The 11,765-nt window shown below is 64.8% G+C and carries 11 protein-coding genes; 6 read left to right on the top strand and 5 right to left on the bottom strand.

Annotated elements, in window-relative coordinates:
- The first annotated feature begins 46 nt into the window (after nucleotides 1–46).
- Nucleotides 47–1,432 carry a helix-turn-helix domain-containing protein gene (locus tag BM075_RS10670; RefSeq protein ID WP_093360667.1) on the top strand — a complete coding sequence of 462 codons (1,386 nt, stop codon included), beginning with the start codon at nucleotides 47–49 and terminating at the stop codon, nucleotides 1,430–1,432.
- Nucleotides 1,433–1,439: 7 nt separating this feature from the next.
- On the opposite strand, the gene BM075_RS10675 is transcribed toward BM075_RS10670, so the two are convergent.
- The gene (locus BM075_RS10675) at nucleotides 1,440–1,679 is read right to left on the bottom strand and encodes an HP1242/YdcH family protein (RefSeq protein ID WP_093360812.1); all 240 of its coding nucleotides are present in this window, start codon (nucleotides 1,677–1,679) and stop codon (nucleotides 1,440–1,442) included.
- Nucleotides 1,680–1,989: 310 nt separating this feature from the next.
- Between BM075_RS10675 and BM075_RS10680 the strand changes: the two genes are divergently transcribed.
- The 3 genes from BM075_RS10680 to BM075_RS10690 all read left to right on the top strand — a co-directional run bounded on the left by BM075_RS10680 (nucleotide 1,990) and on the right by BM075_RS10690 (nucleotide 6,085).
- A complete protein-coding gene (locus BM075_RS10680) occupies nucleotides 1,990–3,228 on the top strand; it encodes an aspartate kinase (protein ID WP_093360668.1) in 1,239 nt (412 codons plus the stop codon).
- Nucleotides 3,229–3,257: 29 nt separating this feature from the next.
- The gene (gene ptsP / locus BM075_RS10685) at nucleotides 3,258–5,498 is read left to right on the top strand and encodes a phosphoenolpyruvate--protein phosphotransferase (protein WP_093360669.1); all 2,241 of its coding nucleotides are present in this window, start codon (nucleotides 3,258–3,260) and stop codon (nucleotides 5,496–5,498) included.
- A gap of 161 nt (nucleotides 5,499–5,659) precedes the next feature.
- Nucleotides 5,660–6,085: a hypothetical protein gene (locus BM075_RS10690; RefSeq protein WP_093360670.1), complete on the top strand. Its 426-nt coding sequence runs from the start codon at nucleotides 5,660–5,662 to the stop codon at nucleotides 6,083–6,085.
- On the opposite strand, the gene BM075_RS10695 is transcribed toward BM075_RS10690, so the two are convergent.
- Nucleotides 6,058–6,576: a GNAT family N-acetyltransferase gene (locus tag BM075_RS10695; protein ID WP_093360813.1), complete on the bottom strand. Its 519-nt coding sequence runs from the start codon at nucleotides 6,574–6,576 to the stop codon at nucleotides 6,058–6,060. The two genes, BM075_RS10690 and BM075_RS10695, sit on opposite strands and share 28 nt — an antisense overlap.
- Nucleotides 6,577–6,652: 76 nt before the next feature.
- Between BM075_RS10695 and BM075_RS10700 the strand changes: the two genes are divergently transcribed.
- A complete protein-coding gene (locus BM075_RS10700; protein ID WP_093360671.1) occupies nucleotides 6,653–7,261 on the top strand; it encodes a flavin reductase family protein in 609 nt (202 codons plus the stop codon).
- 64 nt (nucleotides 7,262–7,325) lie between these two features.
- Here BM075_RS10700 and BM075_RS10705 read toward each other — a convergent pair whose 3' ends face one another.
- Together BM075_RS10705 and BM075_RS10710 are read right to left on the bottom strand one after the other, a co-directional pair.
- Nucleotides 7,326–8,954 carry a SulP family inorganic anion transporter gene (locus BM075_RS10705; protein WP_245758816.1) on the bottom strand — a complete coding sequence of 543 codons (1,629 nt, stop codon included), beginning with the start codon at nucleotides 8,952–8,954 and terminating at the stop codon, nucleotides 7,326–7,328.
- Between the two features lie 216 nt (nucleotides 8,955–9,170).
- Nucleotides 9,171–9,653 (bottom strand): hypothetical protein, encoded by a 483-nt coding sequence (locus BM075_RS10710; protein WP_093360673.1) that lies wholly within the window; start codon nucleotides 9,651–9,653, stop codon nucleotides 9,171–9,173.
- 253 nt (nucleotides 9,654–9,906) lie between these two features.
- Between BM075_RS10710 and BM075_RS10715 the strand changes: the two genes are divergently transcribed.
- Entirely contained in the window at nucleotides 9,907–10,776 is an 870-nt protein-coding gene (locus BM075_RS10715; RefSeq protein WP_093360674.1) for an S-methyl-5'-thioadenosine phosphorylase, read from the top strand.
- A 137-nt stretch (nucleotides 10,777–10,913) separates the two neighbouring features.
- Here the strand turns inward: BM075_RS10715 and BM075_RS10720 are convergent, their stop codons facing one another.
- The gene (locus tag BM075_RS10720) at nucleotides 10,914–11,726 is read right to left on the bottom strand and encodes a TIGR00282 family metallophosphoesterase (protein WP_093360675.1); all 813 of its coding nucleotides are present in this window, start codon (nucleotides 11,724–11,726) and stop codon (nucleotides 10,914–10,916) included.
- Nucleotides 11,727–11,765 lie beyond the last annotated feature (39 nt).

Raw genomic sequence — 11,765 nt, forward strand, 5'->3', positions numbered from 1 at the left:
GTTTGCAAAGCTTAGATCGCTAAAACGCGAAGCTGCAAAGACCTCCATGGCCCAGAAGAAACTCTACGCGGGCGTCAAGCTGCACGAGATCCGAACCAAGCTTGGACTGACCCAGAAGGTCTTTGCGGCCAAGCTGGGCGTGTCTCTGCCCTACCTCAACCAGATGGAGAACAATCACCGCCCGATCTCCACGTCGGTCGTTCTCGCACTTGCGCAGGAATTCGGCATGGACGTGACGGAGCTGAGCGCGGGGGACACCGAACGACGGGTCAGCGACATGCGTGAAGCCCTCGCCGATCCGGTCTTCTCCGACACCCCGCCGCTCGCGGACCTTCGGCTCGCCGCCTCCAACGCGCCCGCCCTTACCCGCGCCTTCCTTGAGTTGCACGGCGCGTACCGGCGCACGCAGGAACTCCTCGTCTCGCTCGATGCCGCGCTCGGGCAAGACAGGGAGCGGCTCGCCCAGTCGCCGTGGGAGGAGGTGCGGGATTTCTTTCACTATATCGACAACTATATCGACTCCGTGGACCGGGCCGCCGAACAGTTCGCCGGCGACGATCCCATGGCGGCCGCACGCGCGGAACTTCACAAGCGCAACATCGTCATTCGTGTGGAGGACGCAGAAAGCCTTCGCGCCTTCGACCCCGGTGCGGGAACGCTCACTCTGTCGGCCGGCGCCAACCCAGCGACGCGGGACTTTCAAGTGCTCCACCAGGTCGCGTTGCTGACGCAGAGAGACCTGCTGGAGGCAACTCTGGACCTCGCCCGTTTCCAGACCTCGGAAGCCCGGGCGATCGCACGGATCGGGCTGGCCAACTATTTCGCCGGAGCGGCGCTTCTGCCCTACGGCCGCTTTCAGGCTGCGGCCCACGAGACCCGGCACGACATCGAGCGGCTTGCGCACCGCTTCGGTGCCTCCATCGAGCAGGTCACGCACCGGCTCGCCACGCTTCAGCGCAGCGGTCACAAGGGGGTGCCGTTCTTTTTCGTCCGCGTCGATCAGGCCGGGACGATCACCAAACGCCATTCGGCCGCGCGGATGCAATTCGCCCGCTTCGGCGGCGCGTGTCCCCTGTGGAACGTGCACCGCGCCTTCGAGACGCCAGGGCATTTTCTGCGCCAGCTGGCCGAGACGCCAGACGGTGAGCGCTATATCCTGCTCGCGCGAGACGTATCGAAACCGGGCGGCGCATGGGGCGTGCCGGACCGGCGCTATGCCATCGCGCTCGGCTGCGACGTGGGGTTCGCGTCAGAACTTGTTTATGCCGACGGGCTCGACACCACCAACCCTGCGGCTTTCGAACCCATCGGCACCTCTTGCAGGATCTGCCCGAGGCGCACCTGCCACCAGCGGTCCATTCCCCCGCTGGAACACTCCCTCACCGTCTCGCCCGATCGGCGGGCGGTCCTGCCCTACGAGATCGGGGACTGACGGAGCCTTACGCCTCCACGAGCCTGCGGTAGATTTCGTCCTTAAGGAACGCCCGGCGCTTCTTGAGTTCGTGCTCGGCCAGGTCTTCCATCGGACGTTCGTAGGTGTCGGCCTGGTAGACACGCACATTCAGCGTCGAATACTCCTCGGCGAGGCTGGCGAAATCCGGATCTTCCGCCGAAAGCCTGCCGATCAGGTCGCTCTGTGCTGGGAAATCCTCCGCGAGTTCGTGGGGAACGTGTGACATGGCTTCTTCCTCCTCCTTGCGCGTCATGAATTTGTGAGGCGGCGACTCACCGGGCGTCCTTGATATGCGTCAAATTTCGCATGCTCCCGCCTGAGAATGCCCACTTCCCCGCCCGCTCTCGGGCGCCACCGCGCACGACCCTGGCGATCTTGCTAGCGCAGGCACACCACCGCGGCCGTCACAGCCCCTCGGCGTGGTCTGATCGGGACGCCGTTCGGCAGGGCGTTCCGGCGCATCCCGCGCCCTTGCGTCCCTGCGCCCCTTCCCCTATGCCCGCTCGCGAACGACACGAAAGGAATGGGCGGGCACCATGCCGCTTCTGGTGATGAAATTCGGCGGCACCTCGGTCGCCACGCTGGACCGGATCCGACGCGCTGCCAAGCGGGTCGGCCGGGAGGTTGCAAACGGCTACGATGTGATCGTGATCGTCTCGGCGATGGCCGGCAAAACCAACGAGCTCGTCGGCTGGGTCGAGGAGACATCGCCGCTGTTCGACGCCCGCGAATACGATGCCGTCGTCAGCTCTGGCGAAAACGTCACCGCGGGCCTGATGGCGCTCACCTTGCAGGAAATGGACGTGCCGGCGCGTTCGTGGCAGGGCTGGCAGGTGCCATTGAAAACGACAAGCGCCCACGCCTCCGCCCGTATCGAAGAGATCCCCACCGACAACCTGAACGCCAAATTCGCCGAAGGGATGAAGGTGGCCGTGGTCGCCGGGTTCCAGGGCATCTCGCCAGAGGGCCGGATCACCACGCTCGGCCGTGGCGGGTCTGACACAACAGCCGTCGCCTTCGCCGCCGCTTTCGGTGCGGAACGGTGTGACATCTATACGGACGTGGACGGCGTCTACACCACGGACCCGCGGATCACCTCCAAGGCCCGGAAACTGGACAAGATCGCCTTCGAGGAGATGCTGGAGCTTGCCAGCCTCGGCGCGAAGGTGCTGCAGACCCGGTCGGTGGAATTGGCGATGCGCTACAGGGTCCCGCTGCGCGTCGTGTCGAGTTTCGAAGAATACGATCCCAATGCAGGCACGATCGTCTGCGACGAGGAGGAAATCATGGAAAGCAATGTCGTCTCGGGCGTGGCTCATAGCCGCGACGAAGCAAAGGTCACGCTTCTGTCCGTGGCGGACCGTCCCGGCGTCGCCGCTGCGATCTTCGGCGCCCTCTCCGAAGCCGGCGTCAATGTGGACATGATCATCCAGAACATCTCGGAGGAGGGTCGCACGGACATGACCTTCTCCTGCCCCACCAACCAGGTGGCGCGCGCAGACCGCTGCGTTCAGGAGGCCCGGGAGAAGAAGCTGATCAACTTCCACGGGCTGGAAGTAGACAGCGATGTGTGCAAAGTATCCGTCGTCGGCATCGGGATGCGGTCCCATACCGGCGTCGCGGCGCAAATGTTCGAGGCGCTTTCGGCCGAAGGGATTAATATCAAGGTCATTACGACCTCCGAGATCAAGATCTCCGTGCTGATTGACAGAAAATATCTGGAACTGGCCGTGCAGGCGCTCCATGATGCCTTCGGGCTGGAGAAATCGGGGTAACGCCGCCCCCGCCCACAGGGGATGTACCGGTGAGTGATACTCGAAGCGGTAGCAGGCGGCTTCTTGGCCGGCTGAGGCAGGCACTTGCGGAGCCTGCCGAAGGGCAGGAACGGCTCGACCGCATCACCCGGCTGATTGCCGAGGAGATGCACACGCCGGTCTGCTCAATCTACCTGTTCCGTGATCAGGAAACGCTGGAACTTTGCGCCACGCAGGGCCTCAACCCGGAGGCCGTGCACAAGACCCGCATGCGCCTGGGCGAAGGTCTCGTCGGCCGTGTAGCTGCCTCCACGCAGCCCATAAACACCGGCAACGCGCCGTCCCAACCGGGTTTCCGTTACATGGCGGAGACGGGCGAGGAGATCTATTCGGCGTTCCTCGGCGTACCGATCCAGCGGCTCGGCGAGCGGATGGGCGTTCTGGTCGTGCAATCCAAGGAGTCGACCCCCTACGACGACGACGCGATCTATGCGCTGGAAGTGGTTGCGATGGTGCTGGCCGAAATGGCCGAGCTTGGAGCGTTCGTCGGCGAAGGCGCCGCGATGGCCGCACCGCACCAGCACCCGGTAATGATCCGGGGCAGCATCGGGCAGGAAGGTGCAGCCATGGGGCATGTGCTGCTGCACGAACCCCGCGTGGTCGTCACCAACCCTTTCGCCGATGACGCCGAGGCCGAACTCCATAGACTTCACACAGCCGTGGACGAGCTTCGGATCTCCGTCGACGAGATGCTGACCGGCGCCGACCTGAAGGACAAGGAACAGAGGGAGGTCCTGGAGGCCTACCGGATGTTCGCCAATTCCAAGGGCTGGCTGCGGCGCATGGAGGCCGACATCAACCGCGGCCTGTCGGCGGAAGCGGCCGTCGAGAAGGAACAGACCGCCGCCCGCGCCCGACTGGAGCAGGTTCCGGACCCCTACCTCCGCGAACGGCTGCACGATCTGGACGACCTGTCCAACCGCCTGCTCCGGCTGCTGACCGGACAGGGCACGGATTCGGGTGTGGAGACGCCGGAGGACCCGGTTCTGGTCGCGCGAAACATCGGACCGGGCGAGTTGCTGGCCTATGGGCGCGGGCTCAGGGGCATCGTGCTGGAGGAAGGCTCCGTCGGCAGCCACGCCGCCGTGGTGGCCCGGGCGCTGGCGATCCCGCTGGTCATTAACGCCGAGAGGATCACCACGGAGGCGCTCAACGGCGACCGGATTCTCGTGGATGGCGACCAGGGCCTCGTGCACCTGCGCCCGGAGGACTCCGTCGCCGGGGCGTTCCGGGACAAGATGGCGATGATGACGAAGGCGCAGGAACGCTACGCCTCGATCCGCCGCGTCCCCGCCACAACCGTCTACGGCCCCACGATCCGTTTGGACATGAACGCAGGTCTGATGGCCGACCTGCCGTCGCTGCGCTCCTCGGGCGCCGAGGGCGTGGGTCTGTTCCGCACCGAATTGCAGTTCCTCGTGCGCAGCAAGTTTCCCACCCGGGGCGAACTTGCGGCGGCCTACAGCCGCGTGCTCGATGCCGCAGGTGGAAAGCGCGTCGTCTTCCGCACGTTGGACATCGGCTCGGACAAGGTCCTGCCCTACATGAAACCGCAGGACGAACCGAACCCCGCGCTCGGCTGGCGCGCGATCCGCGTGGGTCTGGACAAACCGGGCGTGATGCGGATGCAATTGCAAGCCTTGATCCGGGGCGCCAAGGGGCGGCCGTTGACGGTCATGTTCCCGTTCGTGGCCCAGTTCGACGAGTTCCGCGCCGCCCGCCAAATGCTGCTCGACGAGATCGAGCGGGAGAAGCGGTTGGGCCGCCCGTTGCCGAAGACGCTGGAGATCGGCGCGATGCTGGAGACCCCCAGCCTCGCCTTCGCACCGTTGCAGTTCTATGAGTTGGCCGATTTCATTTCTGTCGGCGGCAACGATCTGAAGCAGTTTTTCTTCGCGGCGGACCGCGAGAACGAACGCGTGCGGCGGCGTTACGACACGCTGAACGTCGCCTTCCTGACTTTCCTAGAATGGATCGTGATGCGCTGTCGCGAAACCAAGACGCCGCTGAGCTTCTGCGGCGAGGATGCCGGCCGGCCGGTAGAGGCGCTGTGCTTCGCCGCGATGGGCTTCCGCGCGCTCTCCATGCGGCCGGCCTCGATCGGCCCGGTAAAGCACCTGTTACGACGGTCGAACCTGTCGGAAGTGCGCGAGATCATCGACGACGCACGCGCCCACGGGGCCCAGTCGGTGCGCCCCGCCGTCATGGACTGGTTACGCCAGCAAGGGTGAACCGATCGGTACAACGTTGCGTCATTTCGTGAGAAACGACCTGAACCTGTCTAAAATGACAGGCACCCTGCCCCCCCTCTGACGCTTGTCGTCCTCCCGCTCGGATTCTACTTTCGCGCGAGAACAACACACCGTGTCTTCGCGCAATCGCGCCCGAAGGCATGGCGCTCCCCCTCCTGATCCGCAAGGTGGAACAGGGACCGTTCACCTGCGGGTTGCGGCCGGTGCTGGGGCGCGTTTGGAGAATGGGCGCTGCCGGGGCCCGGGGAGTGACGTGCGACGTGAAGGAAGTGCTCGAAATCCGTATCCCGCGAGGGAGAAGCGTCATCGCACGCGAGGTCCTGGAACGGATCGCCTGGCGCGGGTACATCCCGCCAGAGGGGGCTGAGGGGGAGAACGAGGTCATCTGGCACCTTCCGGCAGACCAGATCGACCTGATCCAGTCGGTCATGAAGCGCAACCGCCGGCAGGCGGGCGGATCTCCTCGGGACTGGAAGGAGATCGACCAGGTTTGCGAGGCAATCGCCGAACAATCCCGGCGCACCGGCATTCGCCCCAGTTACGGTCCCGACGACGTTATCCCCTGATGTGCCGGAGGGGCCGACGCGCCGGCGGCGCGCACAACCTGGCCGTGTACACTGGTCCACTCGCCAAGCCCAAGAACGCGGTCCGGATTTGTCGGCGGCGGCATCTCAACCCCGTCGAGCCGGTTGAAGCCGAAACGCCCATAGTAGGGCGCATCCCCCACCAGCAGCAGGCGGTGCCAGCCGATCTTCCCGGCCCTCTCAATCACGTCCCGGATCATCAGCGCGCCCAAGCCTTCGCCCTGGTGGGTCGGGTGCACGGCGACGGGACCGATGAGCGCCGCCGGATAGCCGCCGACCCGGACAGGCCAGACGCGGATGGCCCCCGTCACGATACCGTCCTCACGGGCCACCAGGCACAGGCGCGACACTGGCGGCACGCCCTCCCGCAACCGGTAGGACGACAGCGCCTCGCGGCCCGGCGCGAAACACAGATCGAAAAGCGCTTCGACCTCCCACCAATCCTCGGCCTGTTCCTGTTCGAGGATCACCACCTGCCCCACATGCCATTATTCGCGCTGGAAACGCCTCCGTGACAGCGTTAGATGACCTCCAAAGGAGATGCCAGACATGTTCTACCGCCCAGAGGACGGCCACGGACTGCCGCACAACCCGTTCAGCGCCATCGTCGCCCCGCGCCCGATTGCGTGGATCACGACCCGCGCCAAGGACGGGTCGGAAAACCTTGCGCCCTATTCTTTCTTCAATGCCGTCGCCTACACGCCGCCGCAGGTGATGTTCGCCACGACAGGTAAGAAGCACGACCGCGAAGGCACTAAGGATACGCTGGCCAACATCCGCGACACCGGCGTTTTCGCGGTCAACATCGTGGAATACGGCAAGCGAGAGGTGATGAACCTGACCTCCGGCATGTGGGACAAGGACGTGGACGAGGCGGAAATGGCCGGCATCGCACGCGCCGAATGCCAGGAGATCGACTGCGGTCGCATCGCCGACGCGCCAGCAACGCTGGAATGCCGGCTGACCCGGATCATCGACCTCGAGGGGCCGAACAACCGCGTGGCCTTTGGCGAAGTAGTCGGCGTGCACTTGCGAGACGATTGCCTGCGGGACGGTATCTTCGACGTGACATCGTTCCAGCCGCTGGCGCGGCTCGGCTACAGGGACTTCACCCACGTAACGGACGTGTTCACGATGCTCCGCCCAGGCGAAAGCTGAGCGCGCCGCACTCTGCCGGCTTGATTGAGAACGCGTCCGAGGGAATCGGACGCGTTTTTCTTGCTCAGTGGCCCGCCTGCAGAACTCCGGTGCGAACACTGTAGTTCGCGGCGATGGCGTAATCCGGGTCATCATCCGAGTCGACCATGAGCTGGCCTGCCTTCGTCAGGAGCTTGTGGCAGTCATGGCTGAGGTGGCGCAACTCAAGCCGCTTGCCGACCTTCTCGTACTTCGCCGCCAGTGCCTCGATCGCCGTCAGCGCGGACTGATCTGCCACGCGGCTCTGGGCGAAGTCCACGACGACGCGTCGCGGATCGTGCTCCGGGTCGAACAGGTCGGCAAAGGCGTGGGCCGAGCCAAAGAACAGCGGGCCCTCGATCTGGTAGACCTTCGCCCCCTCCGGCGTGATGTAGCTGCGCGCGTGGATGTGCGCCGCCGTTTTCCACGCGTAGACGAGCGCCGAGATGATGACGCCAACGACGACAGCCGTGGCAAGGTCGGTCGCCACGGTCACGACAGTGACCACCACGATGACCACCGCGTCCGTCAGGGGCACCTTGCGCATGATGGTGAAGGACCGCCAGGCGAAGGTGCCGATCACCACCATGAACATCACGCCCACCAGCGCGGCCAGCGGGATCTGCTCGATCAGCGGAGCGCCGAACAGGATGAATCCCAGCAGGAACAGAGCCGCCGATGCACCGGAAAGCCGGGTACGCCCACCCGAGTTCACGTTGATCATCGACTGGCCGATCATCGCGCAGCCACCCATGCCGCCAAAGAAGCCCGTCACGGTGTTGGCGACCCCTTGGGCGACGCATTCCTGACTGGCGCCGCCGCGTTCGTGAACGATCTCGCCCACGAGGTTGAGCGTCAGCAGGCTTTCGATCAGGCCAATGGCGGCGAGGATCAGGGCGTAGGGGAGGATGATCCACAGGGTCTCGAGGGTGAAGGGGACCATCGGCAAGTGGAACTGCGGCAAGCCGCCCTCGATGGACGCCATGTCGCCGACCCGGGGCACGTCGATGCCGAACAGGATGACGAGTAGCGCGGTCACGGCGATGCCCGCGAGCGGCGCGGGTATGGCAGTGGTGAGCTTCGGCAGGCGCCAGATGACCCCCATGGTCAGGACCACGAGCGCCAGCATCGTCACCAACGGCCAGCCGGTGAGCCATTCGCCCCCAGACATGCCGTGGCCGGACACCTCAGCACTGCCTGGAACCTGAAACTGCCCGAGCTGGGCCAGGAAGATGACGATCGCCAGCCCGTTGACAAAGCCGAGCATCACCGAGTGCGGCACCAGTCGCATGAACTTTCCGAGGCGCAGGATACCCGCGAGGATCTGGAACAGGCCCATCAGGACGACGGTGGCAAAGAGGTATTCGACCCCGTGTTCCGCAACCAGGCTCACCATAACCACCGCCAGCGCGCCCGTTGCGCCGGAGATCATGCCGGGGCGCCCGCCCATCAGAGCGGTGATAAGACCGACTATGAACGCAGCGTATAGCCCGACCAGCGGGTGCACACCGGCCACAAAGGCAAAGGCCACGGCCTCAGGCACGAGCGCAAGGGCCACGGTCAGGCCCGACAGGATTTCGGTTCGCAGATGATGGGAGGTCGTCAGGCGGTCGCCCGCGGAGAACTGGGCAAGGTAGTTGCTGTCAGCCAAGGCTGCCATGATCGCTCGGGTCACTAAGGGCCTCGTTCGCTCGTGTCGGATGAATGCACCGCCGGCGGGCGAAAGCCGCGAAGTGGCGGAACGGTCCGGTCCAGGCCATCGTCAACCGAAAAACGGTCGGCACACAGGCAAGGGCGGGGCTCGCCGCTAGCGATAACGAAAAATGCCGCGGCGCAGAAGGCCGCGGCACGGGAAGCCGTTATGCGCCAAGCGCATATCAGCTCGTCATTTTCAGCGATGCGCTGTAGTGCGAAGATAGAGGTAGAGCAGAATCACCCAGTCCGTCAGGAAGCCGATCATGAGGCTGCCGGCGGAGACGAACAGGACCCACAGAAGGTCATTACCCGCGAACATCAGCATCCATGCACCGGCCGCCCGCAGCACGAACGAACTTGCTTCGATGCTCATCGCATCCGGAGAGGCATCGCCCTGCCCCGACCAGATCGAGGGATGGCGGGGCAACAGGTCCGGTTTGAACCGCGCAATCCCGAGTGTAAGCGCGGCCCATCCGAGCAGGGCGACAACATAGGCGGCCTGCACTTGCGCGACCGTGGGGGCAAATGCCACCAGGAACACGGCAATTGCACCGCTACCCACCCACACGATGCGTTCGGGAACTGCTCGGCCACTCGTGTCGAACGGATCGCACGAGAGCTGCCGCGCGACGAAGCTTGCGGCGGCGGCGACGACCAAGGGCGCGAGCGCCTGCCCCATAAAGGCAGCCTCCCGACCCAACATGGCGAGAAACGTCAATAGAAGAACGGAGCCTGGCAGAATCGCGGACAGACTCGGTCTAGGGACGACAATTATAGTACGAAAAACCCACACGGCATAAACCCTTGCCAACTTTTACTCACATTGTCTGTATGCCGGTAGAATTGGGCAAGAATGCGGTGATCGCGGATCTTTCCACGCAAGTTTTTGCGGCATAGGCTGCGCGCGAACACAAGATCGGCGGAATGGAAGGATGGTGGCCATGATCGGAGTCATCGGCGGCAGCGGGCTTTACGAGATCGAAGGGCTCGAGGGGGCGACCTGGAAGCGGGTGGACAGCCCTTGGGGAATTCCGTCGGACGAAATACTGACCGGGCGGCTGGACGGAATGGAAATCGCGTTCCTGCCCCGTCACGGGCGCGGCCATGTGCACTCCCCCACCACCGTCCCCTACAGGGCCAACATCGACGCGCTGAAACGCCTCGGCGTGACGGATGTGGTCTCGGTCTCGGCCTGCGGCTCCTTTCGCGAGGAAATGGCGCCGGGACATTTCGTGATCGTCGACCAGTTCATCGACCGGACCTTCGCCCGCGAAAAGAGCTTTTTCGGCACAGGCTGCGTGGCGCATGTGAGCATGGCCCACCCAACTTGCGCACTGCTGAGCGAGGCCTGTTTCGAGGCGGCAAAGGCGCAGGGGATCACGGTGCATCGGGGCGGCACCTACCTGGCGATGGAGGGGCCGCAGTTCTCAAGCCTGGCGGAGTCGCGCCTTTACCGGCAGGAGTGGGCCTGCGACGTGATCGGCATGACCAACATGCCGGAGGCCAAACTCGCCCGTGAAGCGGAGCTTTGCTATGCCTCTGTCGCGATGGTGACGGACTACGATTCCTGGCACCCCGAACATGGCGAAGTCGACATCAGCCAGATCATCGCTACACTGAAGGGCAACTCGGAGAACGCACGTGGCCTGATTGCACGCCTGCCCGCCCTGCTGAAAACGACGGAGGACCCCTGCCCCCACGGCTGCGATCGTGCGCTGGAATACGCGCTGATGACGGCACCGGAAAAGCGCGACCCGGTTCTGGTGGAAAAGCTCGACGCGATCGCCGGAAGGCTGCTCTGACCCGGGCGGGGGCGCTCCCGCCCGTCGTCAGGGCATCTGCCGATGCCCCTCCTCCCGTTGGGCGTGGCCGCGCGCTTTGCGCGCGGCGGGCGCGCAGGCCGACTGGCCCCGAATCAACTCCAAGTCGAAAAATGTGGCTAGGGCGCGTTGCCCTGAAGCCGCCCGCCCTGGCGAACCATCTCGACGCGTATCGCCTTGCCTGTGGCATCATCCGTTTCCACGTAGAGACCCGCGAGCGTCGCGTCCCCAAGCGCGGGACTGAACCGGCCCTTCGGCATGCCCGTCACGAATCGGCGCATGGGTTCGGTCTTTTCCATGCCGATGACGCTGTTGTAGTCGCCGCACATGCCGGCGTCGCTCTGGAACGCGGTGCCGCCCGGCAGGATCTGCGCATCGGCCGTGGGTACGTGGGTATGGGTGCCGACGACGACGCTGGCGCGGCCGTCGCAGAAATGGCCGATGCCCATCTTCTCGCTCGTCGCTTCGCAATGGATGTCGATCAGGCTTGCCGAAACCATGCCGCCGCGCGGATGGGCGCGCAGGACCTGGTCGAGGGCCGAAAACGGATCGTCGAAGGGGCGTTTCATAAAGATCTGCCCAAGAACCTGCGCGACCAGAACCTTCTTTCCGTTCGCCGCCTGGAAAATCGCTGCGCCGCGGCCCGGCGCGCCCTTGGCGAAGTTGAGCGGCCGTAGCACGCGCGGTTCGGAGCCGATGAACTGGAGCATGTCCTTCTGGTCAAAGGCATGATCGCCGAGGGTCACACAGTCGGCGCCGGCATCGAGCAACGCTCGGGCATGCGCTCCCGACAGCCCCACGCCGGAGGTCGCGTTCTCGCCATTCACGACGACGAAGTCGAGCTTCCAGTCCTGCCGCATGGCAGGCAGGCGGTCCGCCACGGCTGCGCGCCCGGCGCGCCCCATCACATCACCTAAAAAAAGTATCCGCATACGACTTCCCTAGGCGCGTTCCGCCACGTCCACAAGGCC

It is taken from the genome of Tropicimonas isoalkanivorans, from assembly GCF_900112335.1.
GTDB classification, from domain to species: Bacteria; Pseudomonadota; Alphaproteobacteria; order Rhodobacterales; family Rhodobacteraceae; genus Tropicimonas; species Tropicimonas isoalkanivorans.